This window comes from Actinoplanes awajinensis subsp. mycoplanecinus (genome assembly GCF_001509495.1).
GTDB lineage: Bacteria > Actinomycetota > Actinomycetes > Mycobacteriales > Micromonosporaceae > Actinoplanes > Actinoplanes palleronii.
The window spans coordinates 59510-81482 of the sequence record NZ_LLZH01000278.1; the positions used below are offsets into that span (position 1 = coordinate 59510).

The window sequence follows — 21973 nt, forward strand, 5'->3', positions numbered from 1 at the left end:
GCGACCCGTTCGAGCTCAGCGGCTCACCGGGATCAGCGTCAGGAATCTCCGGTCCTCCTCGTCGGCCGGTTCGTCCTCGACCGGCTCGCCGTCGGGCTGGACGCGCTCGCGCCAGGCCACCAACATGGCGCGTCGTTCCCGTGGCGTGGTGCCACCCCAGACTCCGTGGCAGTCGCCCACCTGCAGCGCCCAGGCAAGGCATGGGCCCTGCACCGGACAGGTCCCGCAGAGCGCGATGGCCCCGCCGGACGGTTCGTTCGGAGCTGGAAAGAACGTCTCCGGATCGACGGTGCGACAGGACCCTCGGGTCCGCCAGGCCTCATCTGTCCGGCGTTGCGCAATTGCGTCGAGCAACCGCGGGTCGCGCCGCGCGATAGCCACCTCGTGCGGACGCGGCATGCGTGCTCGTGTCATCAGCCCACCTCCCCCGTGGGACCGGTAATGCTGTGGCCGCCGTTCCCGCACCTTGCGGAGCGGCACCACTCCGGCGCTGGTTTGTACCGCACCGTACAAGATCAGAACAAGGGGGTGATCTATGTTGAAACAAAGTTCTCAGTTTGGAATCAGTGCATAAACCGACAAAGAACTTCGTTGATCTCCTGCTGTTCAGAAAAGCGTTACCTCGGCCACCGGTGCCAGCAACTCCGGACCGTTGTTACGAACATTGCCCACCCCCTGGCCGACCGGGCGCACCTCGATCGCGGCCACTACCGCCTCGGCCGGCGGGCGCAGCAGCGACTCCGGATCACCACCGCCGGCCAGCCAGCCGGCCCAGCGGTCGGCCGACAGGATCAGCGGCATCCGGTCGTGCACCCGGGTCAGGTCACCGAGCGCCGCCGTGGTGATCACACTGCAGGTGAGCAGGGACTCCGGCCCCCAGGCCGACCAGATCCCGGCGAACGCCAGCGGGGAGCCATCGGCCGAGGTCATGTAGTACGGCTGCTTCTGTTTGCCGTTGCGGACCCACTCGAACCAGCCGTCCGCCGGGATCAGGCAGCGACGACGGGCGAAGGACGGCGCGAACGTCTTCAGACCGGCCACCGTCTCGGCCCGCGCATTGATCATCCGGGCGCCCTGGCGCAGGTCGGCGGCCCACGGCGGGACCAGCCCCCAGCGTGCCGTGTCGAGCACCCGGGCGGCGTGCGTGCGCGACTCGCGGATCAGCGGGACCGGATCGGTGGGCGCGACGTTCCAGCTCGGCGACAAGTCCCCGGCGACGTCGGCCGCTTCGAAGAACTGGCTGAGATCCGCGTTGCTCCGCGTGGTCGCGTACCGCCCGCACATGGGTGCAGCGTACGCCAACGGAAACGGTGGCAGGGGGCACGGAACGCCAAGGAAAAGGGCACGTCGGAACGAGCACAGAACGGGAATCAGTCGACCGGAACGGCTCGTACGGTGGAATTCGCAGCGACGCACCGTCCCGGGAGCCGGGAACGCGCGGCCGGAATGGCGGCGGCCACCGGCAGAATGGCGACCATGCCCGCTGAACTCCGCCCCTGGCTCGCCCCGTCCGCCGCCGGCCCGGTCACCGCGACCGTCCGCCTGCCCGGCTCGAAATCGATGACCGCCCGCGCGCTGGTGCTCGCCGCGCTGGCCGACGGCCCCTCGGTGATCGAGGCGCCGTTGCGGGCTCGAGATACCACCCTGATGGCCGCCGCCCTGCGCGCCATCGGCGTCGCCGTGGACACCTCCGACGACGACCGCTGGCGGGTCGAGCCGGGCCCGCTGCGCGGACCGGCCACCGTCGACGTCGGCCTGGCCGGCACCATCATGCGGTTCCTGCCGCCGCTGGCCGGCCTGGTCGACGGGCCGGTCGAGTTCGACGGCGACCCGCACGCGCGCAACCGGCCGCTGCGCCCGATCATCGAGACGCTGCGCTCGCTCGGCGTCACCATCGAGGCCTCCGCGTCCGACGGGCTGCCGCTGACCGTGCACGGCACCGGCCTGATCGAGGGCGGCGAGGCGGTGGTCGACGCGTCCGGCTCCAGCCAGTTCGTCTCCGGCCTGCTGCTCTCCGCGGCCCGGTTCACCAAGGGCCTGACCCTGCGGCACCAGGGCCCGCCGGTGCCGTCCGCGCCGCACCTGCGGATGACCACGCACATGCTGCGGGCGGCCGGCGCCGTCGTCGACGAGAGCGTCCCGGACACCTGGGTGGTCGACCCCGGCCCGCTGCGCGGCCGCACCTGGACCATCGAACCGGACCTCTCCGGCGCGCTGCCGTTCTTCGCCGCCGCGATGGTCACCGGCGGCGCGGTCACCCTGGCCGGCTGGCCCGAGGCGAGCTGGCAGCCGGTCGAGCAGCTCTCCGCGCTGCTCACCGAGCTGGGCGCCGAGGTCACCCGGACGGGCGACGGGCTGACCGTGCGCGGCACCGGCACGCTGCGCGGGATCACCGCCGACCTCTCCGAGGTGAGCGAGATGACCCCGGTCCTCGCGGCGCTCGCGGCGCTCGCCGACGGGCCGTCCGAGCTGCGCGGGGTCGAGCACATCCGCGGCCACGAGACCGACCGGATCGCCGCGCTGGCCGCCGAGCTGACCACGCTGGGCGCCGGGATCACCGAGTTCCCGGACGGGCTGCGGATCGAGCCGCGGCCGCTGCGCGGGGCGTCCTTCGAGACGTACGCGGACCACCGGATGGCACACGCCGCCGCGGTTATCGGACTCGCCGTGCAGGGCGTTCAGGTCACCGACGTAGGTTGTACCTCGAAGACGTTGCCCGAGTTCCCCGAACTCTGGGCGGGACTCGCGGCGAGGAGCTGACCCTGCCAGGCCGAAAGCGGGAGTACGACGAGGACGATGTCCGGATCCGTCCGGGGCGGTCGTCCCGCCCGCGTACCCGGACGCGGCCCAAGCACGACGACGCGATCGACGGGCTCGTGATCACTGTCGACCGCGGCCGGTACGGCTGTGTCCGCGAGGACGACGACGCCGGCACCGAGCTGATCACCGCGATGCGCGCCCGCGAGCTGGGCCGCAAGTCGGTGGTGGTCGGCGACCGGGTGCGGCTGGTCGGTGACGTCTCCGGGGCGGACGGCGCGCTGGCCCGCATCGTCCGGATCAGCGAACGCACCTCGGTGCTGCGCCGGACCGCGGACGACGACGACACCACCCCCGAGGGCCGCCTCGAACGGGTGGTCGTCGCGAACGCGGACCAGCTGGTCATCGTCAGCGCGCTGTCCGACCCGCCGCCGCGCACCGGGTTCATCGACAGGTGCCTGGTGGCGGCGTACGACGCCGGCATCGAACCGCTGCTCTGCCTGACCAAGGCCGACCTGGCCGGTCCGGAGCAGGTGCTCGACTACTACGCCGAGCTCGACCTGCGGCACGTGCTGGTCCGCCCGGGCAGCGACCTGGCCGAGGTGCGCGACACGCTGGCCGGCCGGATCTCGGTCATGGTCGGTCACTCCGGGGTGGGCAAGTCGACGCTGGTCAACCGCCTGGTGCCGGACGCGTTGCGTGCGGTCGGCGTGGTCAGCGCGATCGGCAAGGGCCGGCACACGTCGACGAGCGCGGTGGCCCTGCGGCTGCCCGTCGTCGGCAAGTCCCGCAAGGACCCGGGCTGGATCGTCGACACCCCGGGCATCCGGAGTTTCGGCCTGGCCCACGTCAGCGCCGAGAGCCTGCTGCACGGCTTCCCCGACCTGGTCGAGGGCACCCTGGACGACCAGCCGAACTGCGGTCACACCGCGGCCGACGCCGACTGCCACCTGGACGCCTGGGTGAACGCCGGCCACGCCGACCGCCGCCGCCTGGACTCCTACCGCCGCCTGCTGGCCTCCCGTGCCGGCGAACTCGACTGGCAGGACCAACCCCCCGACACCGGCCTGACCGCCTAGCCCCAGCAACTCCGCCACACCCGCCCCAGCCCGGACCGCACGATCCCGGCTGGCCCTCAGGGGTGCCTCAGATGGCCGGAGGCACCTCTGAGAACCAGCCGACAACCGGAAGCGCGCCACGGCCCGGAGTCCGCACGGCCTCGCGACGGGCCCGGACCGCAGCGCACCGCACGATCCCGGCTGGCCCTCAGGGGTGCCTCAGAGTGCCGGAGGCACCTCTGAGAACCAGCCGACCACCGGAAGCGCGCCACGGCCCGGAGTCGGCACGGCCTCGCGGTGGGGCGACGGTGGCATGAGGGGACACGAACGGGGTACTTGCGGGGAGGCCGGTTGGTGGGCAGACCGGGCGCCGGCTGCGGGAACGCGGTCACCGCTCGCCGAAATGCGCGACGGGTCGGCGTTAGGCACAATGGAGCGATCATGCCGAGCGAGGTTCGTCACCTGGTGGACAGCGGCCAGACTCATCCACTGGTCCGGCTGACCGGGGTGCTCGACGCCGGCACCACGGCGGCGGTCCGTTCCGCCCTGCTCGACGTGCTGGCCGGAGCGCCCGAAGCGGTCGTGCTGGACGTCGCCGGGCTCCGGGTCGCGCAGGCCGGCACGCTGTCCGTGCTGCGTGAGGTGCTCGACGAGACCCGGGACTGGCCGGGGGCCCGGCTCGCGCTCTGCGGCGCCGCCGACGGCACACCCTGGGACGCGACCGGCTGGCCGGTCTGGCCCGACCCGGCCGGCGCCTTCACCGCGCTGGGCGCGCCCGGCGACGGGTTCCGGGTGAGCCAGGAGCTGGACCCGGTGGTCAGCGCCGCCCGGCGGGTACGTGAGCTGATCACCGAGGCCTGCGTGCGCTGGGACCGGCCGGAGATCGCCGGGGACGCGTGCATCGTGGCCACCGAGATGGTCAACAACGTGGTGGCGCACGCCCGGACCCCGATGCGGGTGCTGCTGGCCCGGCACGACGACACGGTCAGCGTGGCGGTGCGGGACGGTTCGCCGGTGCTGCCCCGGTTGCCCGGGCCGGCGCCGGTCACCGCGTACGGCGGAAGGGGTCTGCTTCTGATCGATGCGGTGGCGGTGCGCTGGGGTGGGTTGGCGCTGGCCGACGGCAAGGTCGTCTGGGCTCATCTGAACCCGGGAAGGATCACGGCATGACCGGCCCCGCACGCGGGTACATTGCGCACATGCGAGACAACGACTACCCCGCCGAGGTCAGCGACCCGGAGGCCTCCGGGCTGCCGGACACCGCCGACGACGACTCCACCGCGTACGACGAGGTGGACAGTGGCCGCTGGGCCGACGGTGCGGACCCGGCCGCGCTGGCCGGTGTCGGGCCGGGCGGCTCGAACCGGTTCGGTGACACCGCGGAGGAGGCCCGCCAGGGCGAGAGCCTCGACCGCCGGCTCAGCCAGGAGGAACCGGACGTCGGCGCCGAGGACCCGCTGCCGCCGCGCCGTGACCCGATCGACGAGACCGTCGACGACTCCGAGCGCGAGCAGTTCGAGCGGGACGTGTGGGGCGAGAGCCCGACCTCCGACCCGAACTCGGCGATCTCGCTCTACGACGACGGCCAGCTCGACGAGGAGAACCCGGGCCGGGTCGGCCGGCTGGTCGCCCCGGACGGCGGTTCCGGCTCGGACGACGAGGCGGACAGCGTGGCGTGGGACGCGGGCGCGGCCGGCGGTGGCGCGAGCGCCGAGGAGCTGGCGATCCACGAGACCCGGGCGCCGGACTACAACTGATCCATTAAAAAGCCGGCCACGAGCTTGCCGTATCCGCTTCGCCTGTGCAGAGTCTGAGCGCGGGATCGAGGTAGGGGTGAGCGATGGGTCAGGCACACGAGCGTGCCGGTGTCGTCCGGCGAGGGCTGCGGTCGCTGATGGCGGCCGCGGTCGTCGTCTCGGCGCTCGCCGTCTCGGGCGTCGCGCACGCCGAAACCGTCGCGAAAACGCTGTTCAGCGACTTCTTCACCGGGGTGCAAGGGCAGGGCGTGGACACCGTGAAGTGGACCGGTGACACCGGCGGCGGGTGGCTGGACGGCACCGGGAACCTGGTGCTGGGCTCGTCGATCTTCACGGCGGCGACCTTCAACCAGGCGAACGGGCGCGCGTCGGCACGGATCCGGGCCGGCCGGGACGGCTCCTGGGGGCTGCTCGGGGTGCTCGGCGAGCAGGGGCAGTACCTGTCCGGGCAGGTCGAGACGCTCGGCGACGACAGCGCGGACGACTACGACTTCCACACGTACGCGATCGACTGGACCCGGACGTCGTTCGTCTGGTCGATCGACGGCCGGCAGGTGCTCCGGCTGACCCCGACGACCGCCGGCCAGCCGTTCCGCCTGGTGCTCAACCTGGGTGGGGGCGGCCGGAACTCGAGCGGGATCCTGGTCGACGCGGTCGGCGTGACGACACAGGTCACCGTGAAACCGGCGCCGGCGTGGAAGGTGCACACCACGTACCAGGTGGGTGACCGGGTGTCGTACCGCGGGGCGAACTACCTGGTGAAGGCCCGGCACACGGCGCTGCCCGGCTGGCAGCCCGGCAAGGTGCCGGCCCTGTTCAGCAAGGTCGACCAGGAATTCGTACCGAAGATCTAAGAAATCCTGTTATCCGGGGTTCCGGAACCCGTCTCCATTGACCCGCGACAGTCAATCTCTTAAGACTGTTTGGAGTTCGGCACCCTCTCCCCCGGAGGTTCCCCCATGCGTAAGTTACGAATACTGCTCAGCGCGGCCGTGGTCGCGACGACCCTGGCGTCCTCGATGTTCCTGGCGTCGCGCAACGACAACGCGGACGCCGCGGTCGCCGCGGTCACCTGGAACGAGGACTTCAACGGCGCGGCCGGCACCGGCGTCGACACCTCCCGGTGGAACTTCGACACCGGCGGCGGCGGCTTCGGCAACCAGGAGCTGCAGTACTACAACAGCGGCACCAGCAACGTCGCCATGGACGGCCAGGGCCACCTGGTCATCACGGCCCGCAAGGGCAGCGGCGGGCACAACGACTGCTGGAACGGCACCTGCCAGTTCACCTCCGGCCGGATCCAGACCGCCGGCAAGTTCACCCAGCAGTACGGCCACGTCGAGGCCCGGATCCAGGTGCCCAACGGCTCCGGTCTCTGGCCCGCGTTCTGGATGCTCGGTGGCGGCAACTGGCCGACCGACGGCGAGATCGACATCATGGAGATCGTCGGCCGGGACCCCAACCGGCTGTTCGGCACGCTGCACGGGCCGGGCTACTCCGGTGGCAGCTCGTTCGGCGGCACCCTCGTCGCCGGCTCGCCGTGGTACAACGCGTTCCACAACTACGCGGTGGACTGGTCGCCGAACCTGATCGTCTGGACCGTGGACGGCCAGGAGTACTTCCGGGCCACCCCGGACTCGCTGCGCGCCGCCAAGGGCAACGTGAACTGGGTCTTCGACCACTCGTTCTTCATCATCCTGAACCTGGCCATCGGCGGTAACTTCGGCCAGGGCAACCCGGCCGGTCTGCCGGCCGAGAGCAAGATGCTGATCGACTACGTGCACGTCAACGGCTCGACCAGCACCACCACCCCGCCGCCGGCCACCACCGGGAACGCGCTGAAGAGCAACCTCAACGGCCGGTGCATCGACATCCCGGGCGGTACCGCCACCGACGGCGCGCGGCTGCAGATGTGGGACTGCAACGGCTCGGGCGCCCAGAAGTGGTCCGCCAACAGCGACGGCACCCTGCGGGCGCTCGGCAAGTGCATGGACCCGGCCGGTGGCGCGCTCACCAACGGCACGCCGATCCAGCTGGTCACCTGCAACGGCAACCCGGTCCAGCGGTTCACCCTCTCGGGCGCCGGCGACCTGGTGAACGTGTCGGCGAACAAGTGCATCGACATCAAGGACAACAACGGCGCGAACGGCGCTCAGCTCCAGCTCTGGGACTGCGCCGGCACCGCCAACCAGAAGTGGACCAAGGCGTAGGCATCAGCGTTTGATGCTGTACCTGTCGCCGTAGACGTGCCAGGTCAGCGGCGCCACCAGGTCGAGATTGCTGCCGCGCAGGAACACCCGCTGCGCGGTGTCGACCCTGGTGGTGTCGCTGTGCGCGGCCTCCCGGCGCATCTCGGTGTCCCTGGCGTCCAGGAACGCGCCCAGGTAGGCGATCTCGTCACCGCCCTGCGACGGCGTCTTCCGGGCCTGCACCGCCCGCGAGCGGATCGCCCGCAGCCCGTTGACGCCGTGCATCACCGCCGCGTCGTAGTAGGCGAACTGGCCCAGCGCGCGCAGCCCGTCCGCGGTTGCCAGCCGGACCGCCGGCGTGAAGTACATCCGGTCCCGCGCGTCCTGCTGGGCCTTCTGGAAGACCGGGTCGGCCGCGGCCGCCCGCCAGGCCGCCACGAATCCCGGGTCGAGGCCGCGGTGTGAGTCACTGCCATCGACCGTACGCAGGGCAGTCAGGTATCGGGCCAGCGCGTTCGCCGGCTTCCGGCGGGTGTAGTCGGTGACCAGGTCGAGCATGTCGCCGGTGCCGGAACAGAACCCGACGATCCCGGCCGTGTAGCCCCGGCCGTCGCCCAGGTCCTCGATGTAGTCGAACTCGCCACGCCAGTTCAGCGTCGAGTTCTCCGCGCTGGAGACCAGCTGGAACGCGGTCTCCCGTTTGACGCCCACGGTCAGCGGGGCCGCCGCCGCGGGAGTCGCCGCGCTGGGCGCCGTGCCCGACTCCGGCACCTTGCTCGCCGGACCCGGACCGTACGCCCGCACGTCCCCGAGCGAGTACCCGCTCGGCTGGGCCCGCTGAGTGGCCAGCACCCGCAGGTAGCGCCCGTGCCCCTGGAGAGCGCGCAGGTCGTCCACCCCGCCGTTGCCGGTGGTGGTGCGATACGCGTCGGCCCAGGTCGCCCCGTCGTCGGAGAGCTGCACCCGGTAGCCCTTGGCGTACGCGCCGGCCCACTGCAGGCGGACCCGGTTGACGACCTGTGCCGCGCCCAGGTCGATCCGCAGCCACTGGGTGCCGACGGCCGCACCGCTGGCCCACCGGGTGCCGGTCGTGTGGTCCACGGCCGCCGTGGCCGGCCAGGCCACGCTCAGCGTCGACGAGGCCACCGCCGGGCGGCCCAGGCTGAGCAGGACGTCAGCGGACGCGTTGGCGGCCACCGAGATCGCCGGTGGCACACAGAGGATGGCGGCGATCCCGCCACCGAGGGCCATCGATCGCCTGCTGACCGTCCGCATGCTCCCAAGCTAGGGCGGAAGTCGTCAGCGACGCCTGCGATTGCGGGAAATCAACACGATCGCCAGCACCACCCCGCCGACCACGATCAGGCAGCAGAGCGCTCCGCCGAACAGGAAGAAACCACCACGGCCACGGGACCGGCGCTTCACCGCCGCCTCGATCATCAGGTCGGCCGTGCCGTTGCTCGCCGCCCAGGCGTGCACCGGGACCACCAGGGCCAGCACCGCGCCGGTCAGCGCGGCCGTCAACCGGGACCACCATTTCACCACGTCTGCCATGTGCACCATGCTGGCCGATGGAAGCAACGACCGCACCCGGAGTACCCGGTGGACAACCCGGGTAAGGGTCCGGTCACCGACGGGAGGGGCAGCATGGACGCGCAGCTGGAAGCGCTGGCCGCGGCACACGGGGTGGCCACCTGGTACGAGAACTTTCAGCGGCGCCGCACCGAGGTCGCGCCGGAGTCGGTGATCGGTGTCCTCGGCCTGCTCGGGGTGGACGCCGGCACGCCGGCCGCGGTCACCGCGGCGCTCGCCGAGGTGGGCCGCCGCGATCAGGGCGCCCGGTTGCCCGGCACCGTCGTGCTGCGCGCCGGGCAGAGCCGGGACCTGCCCGCGCCGGTCGAGCTGACCCTGGAGGACGGCACCACCCGGACCGTGGACCGGCTGGCGGCGAACCTGCCGCTGGGCTGGCACCGGCTGGGCGACGCGACACTCGTGGTGGTCCCGGCCGAGCTGCCCCAGCCGCCGGAGACCTGGGGCTGGATGCTGCAGCTCTACACGCTGCACTCGGCCGACTCGTGGGGCATGGGCGACCTGGGCGACCTGCGGACCTTCGTCGAGCAGTCCGGTGATGCCGGGATGGTGCTGCTCAACCCGCTGCACGCGATCACTCCGGTACGGCCGGTGCCGGCGTCGCCGTACTCGCCGTCGAGCCGGCGCTTTGCGAACCCGCTCTACCTGCGGATTTCTGATCTCACGGCGTACCGGAAAGCGGAGCCCTCGGTCCGGAAGCGGATCGACGACCTCAAGCCCGGGCCGACCGCGGACGGGTTGATCGACTACGACGCGGTCTGGGCCGCCAAGCTCACCGCCCTGGAGCTGCTCTGGCCGCTGGCCGGGCCGGTCGACCTCGACGACGACCCCGGGCTGGCGGACTTCGCCCGGTTCTGCGCGCTGGCCGAGGAGCACGGGCCGAACTGGCACAAGTGGCCGGAGGAGCTGCGCCGGCCGGACGCCCCGGCGGTGCTGGCCTACCGCAGCGACCGGATCGCGTTCCACGTCTGGGTGCAGCGGCAGGTCGAGGAGCAGCTGGAGGCGGCCCGGGCGGCGTCCGCCGGGATGCCGGTCGGCATCGTGCACGACCTCGCGGTCGGCATCGACCCGACCGGCGCGGACGGCTGGCTGTTGCAGGACTCGCTGGCGCCCGGTGTCCGCGCGGGCGCGCCGCCGGACGCGTTCAACCAGCTCGGGCAGGACTGGGGGCTGGCCGCCTGGCGGCCGGACAGGCTGATCGAGACCGGCTACGCGGCGTACCGGGACATGTTGCGCCGGATCTTCCGGCACGCCGGTGGCCTGCGGGTGGACCACGTGGCCGGCCTGTGGCGGCTGTGGTGGGTGCCGCCGGGCATGGGCGCGGCCGAGGGCACCTACGTGCACTACGACCCGGAGGCGATGCTGGGCATCCTGGCCCTCGAGGCGCAGCGGGCCGGCGCCGTGGTGATCGGCGAGGACCTGGGCACCGTGCTGCCGGAGATGACCGCGACGCTGGAGCGGATGAACATGCTCGGCTCGTCGGTGCTCTGGTTCACCCGGGACTGGGACACCGGCGAGTTCCGGCCCGCGGCCGACTACCGGCGCAACGCGCTGGCCAGCATCTCCACCCACGATCTGCCGACCGCGGCCGGGTTCCTGGCCGGTGAGCAGGTCGAGGTCCGGGCCGAGCTGGGCCAGCTGGCCGGCACCGTCGAGCAGGAGTGGACCACCTGGCGGGCGGATCGGGCCGCGCTGCTCGAGCTGCTGCGGTCGGAGGGGCTGGTCGGCGCGGACCCGGCGCCCGAGGAGGCGGTGCTGGCGATGCACGAGTTCCTGGCCCGCACCCCGTGCCGGCTGGTCGCCGCGTCCCTGCACGACGTGCTGCTGGAGCGGCGGCAGCCGAACCTGCCGGGCACCTTCGACGAATATCCGAACTGGCGGATCCCGCTGGGCGCCGACCTCACCGAGGTCGTCGCCGACCCGCTCTTCCGGCGGGTGGCGAAGATCCTCGGCGATCGTCAGGTGCCGGCTCAGGTCGACAGCGCCGTTCCGACGCCCGCGCCGACGCCGGCCGCCGTGCAGGCGCCGGCACAGGCCGAGAGCACGACGCGGACGTCGGCTCAGACCGCCAGTGGTTCGGGTCCCGGGTCGTCGTCGACGGCGTAGAGCATCGGGTGCAGCGGCAGGAACGTGTCCGGCTGCCGGCAGCTGGCCGGGGGCAGCAGTGAGGAGCGGTGCGCCGGGTGCTCGTGGCAGTGCCGCATGGCCCGGTTGATGGCGTCCGGGTGGTGCCGGCCGCCGCCGTACTCGCCGCAGCCCTCGCAGTCCCAGCGCCAGAACGGCACGCCCTCCTCGGAGTGATGCCGGCGGATCCGCAGCGGCGGGCCGGCCCGGTGCTTGGCGGCTCGCAGGATCGCCGGCATCGCGCCGGCCGGGGGTGGGCCGGCCGGGCGTCGCTGCCCGATGAGCTCGGCCAACAGGTTGCTGGTCACCGTCACCTCCGTACGTCGGAATATCGGTGACAGTGTGAAACAACGGCTATATCCGTTTTATGGCTTTCAGCGAAAGTCAACCAGTCCCAGCGACGACGCTGTGACACCCGGGAAGACCGCGGACAGGTTGCCCACCCCGCACCGGGCCCGCAGGATCTCCCCGATCACCGCGCGGTAGTCGGTGGTCACCGCGAGGTCGCCGTCCCGCAGCCGGGCGGCGGCCAGTCCCGGCCAGGTGCCGTAGACCTTGCCGCCCCGCACACCGCCGCCGAGCACGAACATGGCGTTGCCGTACCCGTGGTCCAGTCCGCCGGAGCCGTTCTGCCCGACCCGGCGGCCGAACTCGCTGATCGTGATCAGGGTGACCCGGCGCAGGCCCTCGGCGCCGAGGTCGGTGGCGAACGCGGCGATCGCGGCGGCCAGCTTGGCGAGCTCGTCGTGCATCCGCCGGCCGGGCTGGGCGATGCCCAGGTTCTCGTGCATGTCCCAGGCGCCGGAGTCCACCGTCGCGGTCATCAGCCGGGCGTCCGTCTTGATCAGCCGGGCCACGTCGCGCAGCGCGGCGCCCAGCTCGGAGTCCGGGTACGCCGCCCCGTTGGCCGGCGTGTACCCCGCGGCCCGCAGCGTCTTCGCCCGGGCCAGGGCCCCGGTGAGCTGCCCGGCCGTCCGGGCCAGCGCGGGCGGGGCGCCGGTGTAGAGCGCCGCCATCGCGGCGGCGAGCGGCTTGGTGGCGTCGTCCCCGCTCAGCGTCAGCCCGTCGACCGAGGTCAGGCCGAGGTACGGCACCGGCCCGTCCAGCACCCGGGACGGCCGCGCGGTGCCCATCGCGACCGCGGCGAACGGGTCGTCCGCGCCGAGCGAGCCGAGCATCCGGTTCAGCCAGCCGGTCCGGGTCGAGGTGCCCGGCGCGGCCCGTTCCAGCTCCTCCATCGCGGAGAAGTGCGACCGGTTCGGCGCCGGCTGCCCGGCCGCGTGCACGGCGGCCAGCGTGCCCGAGGTCCAGAACGGCAGCAGCGGCGCCAGCGCCGGGTGCAGCCCGAAGAACGTCCCCCCGCCGATCAGCTGCCCTTTCGGCACCCCGATCGTCGGCCGGGCCGCGTAGTACGCCGGGTCGCCGGCCGGCACCACCGCGGACAGCCCGTCGAACCCGCCGCGCAGCGAGAGCAGCACCAGCACGTCCCCCGAGTACGCCGGGTCGGCCGCGAACGCCAGCTGGGTGTCGAGCTGCGCACCGGCCAGCCCGGCGAACGCGCCCGCCGCACCGGCGGCCAGCACCCGCCGCCGGGACAGGGTCACCCGGCGCTCTTCCTCACAACCACAGGCAGTCGTCGTCAACAGTCCTCACCTCAGAGCGAAGGTCGGCGAGTTCAGCAGCATCGCCATCAAGTACGGATACATCCAGCCTGCGGCCGGATCGTTGGCCTTCAGTTGCGAGGACGGTGCCTTGCCGTAGAAAGTCGCCAGCGCGGCGTTCTGCGCGGCGGTGAGCGTGGTACCGAGCAGCCGGACGGCGGTCGCGTCGATCAGCGCGCCGTAGGTGGCCGGCGCGGCGCCGATCATCCCGATCAGCAGGCTGGCCGGCTTGACGAGATCGGCCGGCCAGTACCCGGCCGCGATCGACAGGTGGAAGTTCCACCGGACCAGCAGCCCGGACGGGGACGCCCAGGCCGCCGCGACGTCCGGGTAGCCGTTCGGCGGGCCCCAGCCCAGCGGCGCGTGCCCGGCGTTGCGGACCATCCAGTACAGGCTCTCGAAGGTCTTGGTGCCGCTGACCGGCGGGCCGTACCCGAGGATCCGGACGGTGGCGGCCAGGTCCTCCAGCGGGGTCCGGGTCTTCGCGCCGATCGCGCCGGCGAACTCCTGAGAGGTGAACAGCGCGCGCAGCACCGGCACGATCGCCGACCGGTTGTCCAGGTAGACCTTGACCAGCTTGGTGACCAGGGTCGCGGGCGGCTCGTCGGCGACGAACCGGACGCACAGCTTGCTGACGATCCGGCGGGCGGTGGCCGGGTGCATCGCCAGGTGGTCGAGCAGGGCCAGGGCGGCCGCCTCGCCGCCGGTGGTGGTCGCGTTGGCGTGCGCGAAGGTCAGGATCTTGACGGGGCCGACGGCGTGGTTGGCGGCGTCGTACCGGTAGGCCCCGGTGGTGCCGTTCACGGTCAGGCCGGTGAGCAGCTTGGCCGCGTCCTTCACGTCCGCCTCGGTGTAGCCCAGCCCGACGGTGTGCAGTTCGAGCAGTTCCCGGCCGTAGTTCTCGTTCGGCGCCAGCCGGGTGGAGAACCGGTTGTCCAGGTAGGTGAGCATGGCCGGGTGCCGGGCCGAGGCCTTGAGCAGGTCGGCGAAGGTGCCCAGGGCGTACTTGCGGATCACCGTGCGGTCGTAGTCGGTGCGGTTGTCCCAGACGTCGCCGGACGGGCAGGTGACGTTGAGGTGGTTGGACCAGAAGTCGGTCATCACCTCGTACAGTTGCCGTTCGCTCCAGATCGCCCGGACCGGCGCGGCGAAGGCGAGCTGCCACATCGGGTCCCAGCCGTACTGCTTGAGCTGCCCGGCGGTGACCTTGGCGCGGATCTCGGCGATGCTCAGGCCGCTCAGCGGCAGCCGGGCGATCAGCCGCTCGGCCGCCGCGTCGTCGATCGAGGCCGGCGTGAGCTGCCGGTCCAGCCAGGCGCCGGCGCCCAGCTTGCGGATCTCGGCGATCGAGGACGGGCTCGGCCCGAACGTGGCCCGGCGCAGCAGGTGCAGCAGCGGGTCGGCCGGGAGCAGGCCGCCGGTCCCGGCACCCGGCTCCACCGCGGCGCGGGCCGGCGCACCGTCGAGAAGCACGGCGGCGGCGCCGGTCGCGACCGCGCCACCGATCGCGGTACGCCGGTTCAGGGTCTGCTCGATAACCGTCACGCGGCTACACGTCGGAAGTCACCCGGGCCACTGTCGGGTTCCCGGCCCGCCGCTCCCGATCTGCTACCGGGGACAATGATCGGATGGCACAGCGCAGGGCGTCACGACGCCGGGTGGAGACGGTCGCCTCGGGCGTCGCCGAGTTGGTACCGGACCCGGACCGGGACACCGCGTTCACGCTGCTGCTGGACGGCGCGCCGCAGTCACACGTGGACCTGGCCGACCCGACGTACCTGCAGTTCGAGTACATCCGGCGGATGGCCGCCGCGATCGACCTGGTCGCCGCGCCCGGCCGCCCGCTGCGCACGCTGCACCTGGGCGGTGGCGCGCTGACCCTGCCGCGGTACCTGGCCACGACCCGGCCGGGCTCGGCGCAGCGGGTGGTGGAGATCGACGGTCCGCTCGTCGAGCTGGTCCGGCGGGAGCTTCCGCTCCCGGCGCAGGCCGGCATCCGGGTCCGGGTGGGCGACGCGCGCGAGGCCGTCGAGGGCATGAAGGATTCCGGGTACGACGTGATCGTCCTGGACGTCTTCGCCGGCGCACGCACCCCGGCCCACCTCGCCTCGGTCGAGTTCGCCCGGCACCTGGCCCGGGTGCTCGCCCCGGACGGCTGGCTGATCGCGAACGTGGCCGACGGCCCGCCCCTCAAACACGCCCGCAGTCAGGTCGCCACGATCCGGTCGGTCCTGCCGCAGGCCTGTCTGGTTGCCGACGCCGGGGTGCTCCGCGGCCGCCGGTTCGGCAATCTGGTGGTGCTCGCCGGTCGCACACCACCCCCGGTGGCCGAGCTGACCCGGCGAGCCGCGGGTGACTGGTTCCCGGGACGAGTGGAGACTGATCTTGATCGGTTCGCGGCCGGAGCGATCCCGGTCCTCGACGCGGTGGCGGTCGCGTCCCCGGCCCCACCGGCCGCCCTGTTCGGTAACCGAAAGTAACGGTATTGTCGGCCGATGGTTCACCGGTCATCACCGTCCGGTGTCAAAACGGTAAGTTCCGGTGTGATTCGCGTCGGGTCACTGGCGGCGCTGGTAGGACAGGGCTGTAATCGTTGCGGCTGCGTTTTTCCGATCGTGGCGTGAACGGGGAAGGGAACCATGTTCCACCAGCACTTCCTGTCAGCCCCGGGTATTGACCCCGGTCCGCTGGACAGCGGCGAGCGGGTGCTCTGGCGCGGCCGCTGCGCCGTGGCCGAGTATGCGTTCGACGAGGCCTCCTCGCTGCCGCGATGGACCCTGCCGGAGGAGACCGAGGTTCTCGTCACCGACCGGCGAGTTCGCTATACGTATGCGGACGGCAACACGCTCAGTAGCGGCGAGTTGTTCTGGCTCTGGCCACAGCACCTGCGGGTGCAGCCGGGCAACCGGGACACCGGCCGGACCGCCACGGTCACCCAGATCCAGCTGGTCTGCAACGGCCCCGAGGGCAGCTACCCGGCCCTGGTGTTCGCCGGTGGCGACCTGGCCACGGTCGGCGACGCGGACCGCCTGGCGAACGTGCTGCGCCAGGCGATCGCCCGGTTCCGGGTGGAGAACGCCACCGAGATCGGTGTCGCGCCGGCGCACGCCCGGATGCTGTCCCGGCTGGTGATCGGCCCGGAGTTCAGCAACTACCAGGGCGGCGAGGGGCAGACGGTGTCGCTGCTCGGTTCGGTGCAGGTGCCGGGCCCGGAGCCGGAGCCGGCCGAGCCGATCTACGCCGAGGCCACCTACGACGAGCCGGCCTACACCGAGCCCGCCTACCAGGACCAGCCCGCCTACCAGGAGCAGCAGGGCTACCAGGAGCCGGTCTACGCCGAGCCGGTGTACCAGGAGCAGAACTACCAGGAGCAGTCCTACCAGCAGCCGGTCTACCAGGAGCAGGCATACCAGGAGCCGGTCTACCAGGACCAGGGCTACGAACAGGACATCCCGGTGTCCTCGGTGCCGATCTCGTCGATGCCGACCTCGGGCAACCGCGGATACGTGGCCCGCCCCGGCGTGGAGGCCGACGCCATGCGCGCCGAGGAGGCCAAGCGCGCCGAGCTGGACTCCCGGTATTCGCAGCCCGACCTGGCCTCCCGCGCGTCGACGCTGGCGGCCCGGGTGGCCAGCCTGATGTCGTCCTCCGACGACGAGGAGGAGCAGAGCGGGCTCACCCGGCTCGAGGGCCGGACCACCAACCTGTCCACCTACCTGAACCGGTCGGAGGACCCGCACTCACGCCGTTGACGGCTCCGCGGGCTCCGACGGCACGAAGCAGCTCCCGGCGGCGACCCGCTCCGCGTGCACCTGGTGTGCGCGGCGCAGCAGGTTCATCAGGTCGTCCTGCTGCCGGATCCGGTCCTGGTACCGCTCCGGCAGCGAGCGCAGGTGCTTCTCCTCGTCGAGCAGCCGGTGGTACACCTCGTCGCAGTACGCCGGGTCCTTCTCGACCTCGAGGAACTCCACGGCCCGGCGCCGGGCCGCCGCGGTGTACGTCCGGAACCGGCCCTTCGGGCTCAGCAGCGACGCCACCACGGTGAGCAGCAGCACCCCCACGATGATCGCCAGTGAGGCCGCTGTCGGGATCTCGATGACCCCGATGTGCTCGCCCTCGTTGATGAACGGCACGTTGTTCTGGTGCAGCGCGTGCAGGATCAGCTTCACGCCGATCAGCGCCAGGATCGCGGACAGCCCGTACGACAGGTAGACCAGCCGGTCCAGCAGCCCGTCGATCAGGAAGTACAGCTGCCGCAGCCCGAGCAGCGAGAACGCGGTCGCGGTGAAGACCAGGTAGACGTTCTGGGTGAGCCCGAAGATGGCCGGGATCGAATCCAGCGCGAACAGGATGTCGGTGCCGCCGATCGCGACCATGACCAGCAGCATCGGGGTCAGCACCCGCTTGCCGTCGCGGTGGGTGACCAGCTTGTCCCCGTCGTACTCGTCGGAGGTCCGCAGCACCCGCCGGGCCAGCCGGATCACCACGTTGTCCGGCGTCTCGTCCTCCTCCTGGCCCGTGCCGCGCACCAGGTTGCCCGCGGTGAGCAGCAGGATCAGCCCGAACAGGTAGAAGATCCAGGCGAACGAGTTGATCAGCGCGGCGCCCAGCAGGATGAACGCGGTCCGGGCGACGAGCGACACCGCGATCCCGACCAGCAGCACCTTCTGCTGATCGGCCCGGGGCACCTTGAAGCTGCCGAGCAGCAGCAGGAAGACGAACAGGTTGTCGACCGAGAGCGCCTCCTCGGTGACGTACCCGGCGAAGTACTCGGCGCCCATGGTCGAGCCACCGAAGATCCACACACCGACGCCGAACAGGATCGCGATCGCCACGTAGATCGAGGTCCAGGTCGCCGCCTCGCGCAGGCGGGGCACGTGCGCGCGGCGGACATGGACGAAGAAGTCGAAAAGCAGCAGACCGACGATCCCGAGAACCGTCAACAGCCACACCAGAGGGGACACTTGCTGCATCGGCTCAGCTTAGAGGTGATCGGTGTCGGTCACTGCGGCTCGCCGTTGTGATGTCGTCAGGAACAGCGCGCCGGTCAGGTCGGCGCCGCGCAGGTCCGCGCCCCGCAGGTCCGCCCCGGTGAAATCGGCCCGCCGCAGATCCGCGTCGCGCAGGTCGGCGCCGATCAGCAGGGCGCCGCGGAAACTCGCCCCGCGCAGGTCGGCCCCGCGCATCCGGCTGCCGATCAACTGCGCGCCGCTGTGGTCCGGGCGGCGGCCTCCGGCGCCGGCTCGCGCCAGCTCACTGGCCCGGCGCAACAACGGCACAACCCCTTTCCGGTACGAGTCCACGTCCGTCCCGCGCAGCTCTGCGGCCGGTCGCCCGGCCACCGCGTCGATCTCGTCGCGGGCCGCCCGCAGCTTCGGGTGCAGCTTGCGCGCCTCGTCCAGCCGCAACGCCTCGTCGATCAGCCAGAGCAGCTCGTGCAGTTGCCGCATCACCGGGAGCACGGCGAACATCCCACCCGCGATCTTCGGGGTGGACCGCCAGTCCTGCCCGCCGAACGTCTCCTGAGTGATCCGCTGCCCGGCGCCGAAACAGTCGAACACCACGCAGCCGCGGAACCCGCGCTCCGGCAGTTCCTCGTGGATCCGGCAGCGGAAGTCGTCGTCCAGGTTCTTGCAGGCCTGCCCGGCCGGTTTGTTCACCGCGAAGTCCGACGACTTGGCGAACGCCGGTGCCACACAGCAGAGCCCCGCGCAGCGTGAGCAGTCGGCTTCCAGCCGGGGCATCTCATTGGTTTCCATAGAACTGCCATTCTCCGGCACGACTCCTCGATAGCTTCGAAGGTCATGACCGAGGACTGCCACAAGCATCGCCCAGCACTCTCCCTCATCGGCCTGACCGGTGCCTTCGGCCTGTTCGGCGCCGCCGCGCTGATCAGTCCGGCACCGGCGCTCGCGGCACAGCTCCCGACGTTCAACCGGATACCGATCGCCACCGGGTACGACGCCGACCACCCGATCACGCTGTCCGGGACCGCGCAGGCCGGCGACGTCGTCACGCTCTACGAGGAGGCGTACGTCTACGGCGCCAAGGACACCAAGGCGCAGCTGGCCAAGCACCCGGCGAACGACTACAGCCACTCGGACACCGGGCCCTGGCCGGCGTTGACCACCAAGGCGGACAGCAGCGGGCACTGGAGCATCAAGCGGCCGCTGGACTCCGGCCACATCATGATGGTCGGCACCGACGACGGGTACTCCAACCGCCGGTACGCCGCGGTCCGGGTGGTACCGGAGCTCAAGGTCACCTCGAGCGCGGACAACACGGCCGCTTTCACCGTGACGGTCAACCCCGGTGAGCCGACCCTGCCGGTGACGATCCAGCGGTACACCAACGGCGGCTGGACCAAGGTCGTGTCCGGGAGGATCGGGGAGTCGCCGATCTCGTACACCGCGACGGCCACCGGCCAGCCGGGCGGCACGCCGGCCTACCGCGCCTGGATCAGCACCGGCGGCGACTGGGCCGACCCGGAGAACTTCGTGGTCGCCGGGTACTCGGCGACCACGAAGGTGACGGTCGCCGGCACGGCCGGATCCACACCGGCGCCGACCGGGGCCACCCCGGTGCCCGCCCCCACCTGGACCGATCCGGATCAGGCGGCCACGCCCAGCGCGCCGGCCGTGGGCTCGGTCCGGTTCACCCGGATCCGGTACAACGCGGCGGGCACCGACACCCGGAAGAACGCCAGCGTCAACGGTGAATACGTCAGGCTCACCAACAAGACCCGGGTGACGACCACGCTCACCGGCTGGACGGTCCGGGACCGGGCCGGGAACACCTACACGTTCAGCACATTCCGGTTGGGGGCCGGCAAGAGCGTGCTCATCCGTACCGGAAAGGGGTCGAACACCGCGAGCACCCGCTTCTGGGGCCGGACCGGCCACATCTGGAACAACGGCGGCGACGCCGCCACGCTGCGCAGCAGCGGCGGCAAGACGATCGACACCTGCTCCTGGTCGTCGGCCGGCCGCGGATACACCGCCTGCTGAGGCGCGCCTCGCCGCCGGGATCAGTCCCGCAGGGCGGCGAGGACCCGGCTCAGCGCCGCCGGGTGGTGCAGGATCCCCAGGTGCCCGACCACCGCGCGCCGGTCCAGCACCACCGGGGTCGCGCCGGGGACGGCACGCAACGACGCCCGGTACGGCGTGACCATCTGGTCGTACCGGGTGACGATCGTGGTGGACCGCACTCCCGGCGGCGCCGGGGCGGCCTGGATGGCCCGCAGTACCGCGGAGTCCGGGATCTGCTCCACCCAGGTGGGGATCTTGGCGTCCAGCCAGCGCCGCACTCCGGCCGGCAGGTGCTGCGGACGGCGGAGCACCCCGTGCAGCGTGGTCCCGCCGTAGGTCGGCGCCAGCCCGACCAGCGACCGGACCGACCCGGCCGCGTCGCCGTCCAGGCAGCGCACCAGGTACTGCCCGAGCACCGCGCCCCACGAGTGCCCGACCAGGTCGACCCGCTCCGCACCGGTCGCGGCCCGGACCTCGCCGACGAACGCGGCCAGCTCGACGGCGTGCTGGTGGGTGGCGCTGACGTCCCCGACCGGCCGGGCCCGGCGCCAGTCGAACGGGAAGACGTCCCGCCCGTCGTTGACCAGCAACGGCGCGAGCGTGAACCAGTCCGAAACTGATCGCCCGTTGGTCCCGTGCACGAGCACCACCGGCAGCTTGGCGTTCCCTCCACCGGCCCGCTCGGCGCCGCCCTGCTCGGCGCCTGTCTGCTCGATGCCGGGCTTCCCTCCACCGGGCTGCTCGATGCCGGGCTGCTCGATGCCGGGCTGCTCGATGCCGGGCTGCTCGATGCCGGGCTGCTCGATGCCGGGCTGCTCGATGCCGGGCTGCTCGATGCCGGGCTTTTTGGCGCCCGGTGGCAGGCCTCGCGGGTTTGCGGCGCGGTGGCGCAGCGCCGCACGCCGGCTGTAGTGCACCGGCAGTGGCAGGTCGGTCATCAGGTCGCTCCTCGCACTCGGGCGGATCTTAAGCCCGGCGCCATGGTCCTCCGACCCCGCCGATCCCGATCGGTACGCTCGCGGACATGAATCGTCGTGGTGTCGCCGTCATCGCGGGCGCCGTGGTCACCGCGCTGCTCGGTGCCGGTGCCGGCCTGCTCCCACTGCCGTACGTGGTGCTGGAGCCCGGACCCACCATCGACGTGCTCGGCAGCAAGGACGGCAAGCAGGTGATCACCGTGACCGGCACGGAGGCCTCGGTGTCCGCCGGGCAGCTGCGGATGACCACGGTCGAGGTGCAGACCGACGTCGGCCTCGGCGAGGCGGCCAGCAGCTGGTTCGACGACACCCGCGCGCTGGTGCCGCGCAGTGTGGTCTTCCCGCCCGACAAGACCACCAAGCAGGTCGACACGCAGAACGCCGAGCAGTTCACCTCGTCGCAGACCAGCGCGGAGAAGGTCGCCCTGCGCGAGTTGGGCTACCCGCCCGAGAAGACCGCGCCGTTCACCGTCGCCATCGACCTCGACAAGATCGGTGGCCCGAGCGCCGGCCTGATCTTCACCCTGGGCATCATCGACAAGCTGACCCCGGCCGATCTCACCGGCGGCCGGATCATCGCGGGCACCGGCATCATCGACGACGACGGCAAGGTCGGCCCGATCGGCGGCATCCCCCAGAAACTCGTCGGCGCCCGCTCCGACGGCGCCGAGCTCTTCCTGGTCCCGGCCGCCAACTGCGCCGAAGCCTCGCGCAACACCGTCCCGGGTCTCACCCTGGCCAAGGTCGCCACCGTGACGGACGCCCTCACAGCCCTCCGCACCTACACCACCGGCGGCACCCCCACCCCCTGCTAACCGCACCCACCCAACCC

At 71.9% G+C, this 21973-nt stretch carries 20 protein-coding genes and 1 pseudogene; 11 read left to right on the forward strand and 10 right to left on the reverse strand.

The annotated features are described in order from the left end of the window. Positions 1 to 15 precede the first annotated feature (15 nt). Entirely contained in the window at positions 16 to 414 is a 399-nt protein-coding gene (locus ADL15_RS27660) for a WhiB family transcriptional regulator (RefSeq protein ID WP_067697288.1), read from the reverse strand. 192 nt (positions 415 to 606) lie between these two features. Continuing rightward, positions 607 to 1284 (reverse strand): SOS response-associated peptidase, encoded by a 678-nt coding sequence (locus ADL15_RS27665; RefSeq protein WP_067697290.1) that lies wholly within the window; start codon positions 1282 to 1284, stop codon positions 607 to 609. Between the two features lie 183 nt (positions 1285 to 1467). Here ADL15_RS27665 and aroA point away from each other — a divergent pair, with 183 nt between their 5' ends. The 6 genes from aroA (at position 1468) to ADL15_RS27695 (ending at position 7782) form a co-directional block, all read left to right on the forward strand. Next, the gene (gene aroA, locus ADL15_RS27670; RefSeq protein ID WP_067697325.1) at positions 1468 to 2760 is read left to right on the forward strand and encodes a 3-phosphoshikimate 1-carboxyvinyltransferase; all 1293 of its coding nucleotides are present in this window, start codon (positions 1468 to 1470) and stop codon (positions 2758 to 2760) included. A gap of 2 nt (positions 2761 to 2762) precedes the next feature. Continuing rightward, complete coding sequence (gene rsgA, locus ADL15_RS27675) at positions 2763 to 3836, forward strand: ribosome small subunit-dependent GTPase A (RefSeq protein WP_157441641.1); 1074 nt, start codon at positions 2763 to 2765, stop codon at positions 3834 to 3836. Positions 3837 to 4256: 420 nt separating this feature from the next. Continuing rightward, complete coding sequence (locus ADL15_RS27680; protein ID WP_067697292.1) at positions 4257 to 4985, forward strand: ATP-binding protein; 729 nt, start codon at positions 4257 to 4259, stop codon at positions 4983 to 4985. Positions 4986 to 5014: 29 nt separating this feature from the next. Continuing rightward, entirely contained in the window at positions 5015 to 5572 is a 558-nt protein-coding gene (locus ADL15_RS27685) for a DUF5709 domain-containing protein (RefSeq protein WP_067697327.1), read from the forward strand. Positions 5573 to 5655: 83 nt separating this feature from the next. Continuing rightward, entirely contained in the window at positions 5656 to 6426 is a 771-nt protein-coding gene (locus ADL15_RS27690) for a carbohydrate-binding protein (RefSeq protein ID WP_067697294.1), read from the forward strand. A 105-nt stretch (positions 6427 to 6531) separates the two neighbouring features. Next, the gene (locus ADL15_RS27695) at positions 6532 to 7782 is read left to right on the forward strand and encodes a glycoside hydrolase family 16 protein (RefSeq protein WP_067697302.1); all 1251 of its coding nucleotides are present in this window, start codon (positions 6532 to 6534) and stop codon (positions 7780 to 7782) included. Positions 7783 to 7785: 3 nt separating this feature from the next. On the opposite strand, the gene ADL15_RS56545 is transcribed toward ADL15_RS27695, so the two are convergent. Next, positions 7786 to 9036, reverse strand: coding sequence for a chitosanase (locus ADL15_RS56545; protein WP_269748385.1), 1251 nt, complete (start codon positions 9034 to 9036; stop codon positions 7786 to 7788). Positions 9037 to 9060: 24 nt separating this feature from the next. After that, positions 9061 to 9315 carry a hypothetical protein gene (locus ADL15_RS27705; protein WP_067697331.1) on the reverse strand — a complete coding sequence of 85 codons (255 nt, stop codon included), beginning with the start codon at positions 9313 to 9315 and terminating at the stop codon, positions 9061 to 9063. 93 nt (positions 9316 to 9408) lie between these two features. Between ADL15_RS27705 and malQ the strand changes: the two genes are divergently transcribed. After that, positions 9409 to 11457 carry a 4-alpha-glucanotransferase gene (gene malQ / locus ADL15_RS27710; RefSeq protein ID WP_083971817.1) on the forward strand — a complete coding sequence of 683 codons (2049 nt, stop codon included), beginning with the start codon at positions 9409 to 9411 and terminating at the stop codon, positions 11455 to 11457. Here the strand turns inward: malQ and ADL15_RS27715 are convergent. From ADL15_RS27715 to ADL15_RS27725, 3 genes are all read right to left on the reverse strand, one after another. Continuing rightward, on the reverse strand, positions 11412 to 11783 hold the full coding sequence (locus tag ADL15_RS27715) for a hypothetical protein (RefSeq protein ID WP_067697333.1): 372 nt from the start codon (positions 11781 to 11783) through the stop codon (positions 11412 to 11414). The two genes, malQ and ADL15_RS27715, sit on opposite strands and share 46 nt — an antisense overlap. Before the next feature lie 66 nt (positions 11784 to 11849). After that, entirely contained in the window at positions 11850 to 13079 is a 1230-nt protein-coding gene (locus ADL15_RS27720; RefSeq protein ID WP_157441638.1) for a DUF1501 domain-containing protein, read from the reverse strand. Between the two features lie 45 nt (positions 13080 to 13124). Next, complete coding sequence (locus ADL15_RS27725; RefSeq protein WP_067697304.1) at positions 13125 to 14681, reverse strand: DUF1800 domain-containing protein; 1557 nt, start codon at positions 14679 to 14681, stop codon at positions 13125 to 13127. Positions 14682 to 14764: 83 nt separating this feature from the next. On the opposite strand from ADL15_RS27725, the gene ADL15_RS27730 reads away from it, so the two are divergent. Together ADL15_RS27730 and ADL15_RS27735 are read left to right on the forward strand one after the other, a co-directional pair. Further along, complete coding sequence (locus tag ADL15_RS27730; RefSeq protein ID WP_067697305.1) at positions 14765 to 15616, forward strand: spermidine synthase; 852 nt, start codon at positions 14765 to 14767, stop codon at positions 15614 to 15616. Positions 15617 to 15775: 159 nt separating this feature from the next. Next, the gene (locus ADL15_RS27735) at positions 15776 to 16888 is read left to right on the forward strand and encodes a translation initiation factor 2 (protein WP_067697307.1); all 1113 of its coding nucleotides are present in this window, start codon (positions 15776 to 15778) and stop codon (positions 16886 to 16888) included. A gap of 234 nt (positions 16889 to 17122) precedes the next feature. Here the strand turns inward: ADL15_RS27735 and ADL15_RS27740 are convergent. Further along, a pseudogene (locus ADL15_RS27740) lies at positions 17123 to 18109 on the reverse strand (TerC family protein); the annotation flags it as partial. Positions 18110 to 18118: 9 nt separating this feature from the next. Further along, the gene (locus tag ADL15_RS27745; RefSeq protein ID WP_232344367.1) at positions 18119 to 18895 is read right to left on the reverse strand and encodes a pentapeptide repeat-containing protein; all 777 of its coding nucleotides are present in this window, start codon (positions 18893 to 18895) and stop codon (positions 18119 to 18121) included. Between the two features lie 45 nt (positions 18896 to 18940). Between ADL15_RS27745 and ADL15_RS54485 the strand changes: the two genes are divergently transcribed. Then, on the forward strand, positions 18941 to 20143 hold the full coding sequence (locus ADL15_RS54485; protein WP_232344369.1) for a lamin tail domain-containing protein: 1203 nt from the start codon (positions 18941 to 18943) through the stop codon (positions 20141 to 20143). A gap of 20 nt (positions 20144 to 20163) precedes the next feature. Here the strand turns inward: ADL15_RS54485 and ADL15_RS27755 are convergent, their stop codons facing one another. Further along, positions 20164 to 21102 (reverse strand): alpha/beta fold hydrolase, encoded by a 939-nt coding sequence (locus ADL15_RS27755; protein WP_067697313.1) that lies wholly within the window; start codon positions 21100 to 21102, stop codon positions 20164 to 20166. A gap of 86 nt (positions 21103 to 21188) precedes the next feature. Here ADL15_RS27755 and ADL15_RS27760 point away from each other — a divergent pair, with 86 nt between their 5' ends. Continuing rightward, on the forward strand, positions 21189 to 21956 hold the full coding sequence (locus ADL15_RS27760; protein ID WP_067697315.1) for a YlbL family protein: 768 nt from the start codon (positions 21189 to 21191) through the stop codon (positions 21954 to 21956). Positions 21957 to 21973 lie beyond the last annotated feature (17 nt).

Bases quoted from the DNA above. Each gene is read 5' to 3' on its own strand.
- ADL15_RS27660 (WP_067697288.1), bottom strand. From the start codon at position 414: ATGACACGAGCACGCATGCCGCGTCCGCACGAGGTGGCTATCGCGCGG.
- ADL15_RS27665 (WP_067697290.1), bottom strand. From the start codon at position 1,284: ATGTGCGGGCGGTACGCGACCACGCGGAGCAACGCGGATCTCAGCCAG.
- aroA (WP_067697325.1), top strand. From the start codon at position 1,468: ATGGCGACCATGCCCGCTGAACTCCGCCCCTGGCTCGCCCCGTCCGCC.
- ADL15_RS27680 (WP_067697292.1), top strand. From the start codon at position 4,257: ATGCCGAGCGAGGTTCGTCACCTGGTGGACAGCGGCCAGACTCATCCA.
- ADL15_RS27685 (WP_067697327.1), top strand. From the start codon at position 5,015: ATGCGAGACAACGACTACCCCGCCGAGGTCAGCGACCCGGAGGCCTCC.
- ADL15_RS27690 (WP_067697294.1), top strand. From the start codon at position 5,656: ATGGGTCAGGCACACGAGCGTGCCGGTGTCGTCCGGCGAGGGCTGCGG.
- ADL15_RS27695 (WP_067697302.1), top strand. From the start codon at position 6,532: ATGCGTAAGTTACGAATACTGCTCAGCGCGGCCGTGGTCGCGACGACC.
- ADL15_RS56545 (WP_269748385.1), bottom strand. From the start codon at position 9,036: ATGCGGACGGTCAGCAGGCGATCGATGGCCCTCGGTGGCGGGATCGCC.
- ADL15_RS27705 (WP_067697331.1), bottom strand. From the start codon at position 9,315: ATGGCAGACGTGGTGAAATGGTGGTCCCGGTTGACGGCCGCGCTGACC.
- malQ (WP_083971817.1), top strand. From the start codon at position 9,409: ATGGACGCGCAGCTGGAAGCGCTGGCCGCGGCACACGGGGTGGCCACC.
- ADL15_RS27730 (WP_067697305.1), top strand. From the start codon at position 14,765: ATGGCACAGCGCAGGGCGTCACGACGCCGGGTGGAGACGGTCGCCTCG.
- ADL15_RS27735 (WP_067697307.1), top strand. From the start codon at position 15,776: ATGTTCCACCAGCACTTCCTGTCAGCCCCGGGTATTGACCCCGGTCCG.
- ADL15_RS27745 (WP_232344367.1), bottom strand. From the start codon at position 18,895: ATGGAAACCAATGAGATGCCCCGGCTGGAAGCCGACTGCTCACGCTGC.
- ADL15_RS54485 (WP_232344369.1), top strand. From the start codon at position 18,941: ATGACCGAGGACTGCCACAAGCATCGCCCAGCACTCTCCCTCATCGGC.
- ADL15_RS27755 (WP_067697313.1), bottom strand. From the start codon at position 21,102: ATGACCGACCTGCCACTGCCGGTGCACTACAGCCGGCGTGCGGCGCTG.
- ADL15_RS27760 (WP_067697315.1), top strand. From the start codon at position 21,189: ATGAATCGTCGTGGTGTCGCCGTCATCGCGGGCGCCGTGGTCACCGCG.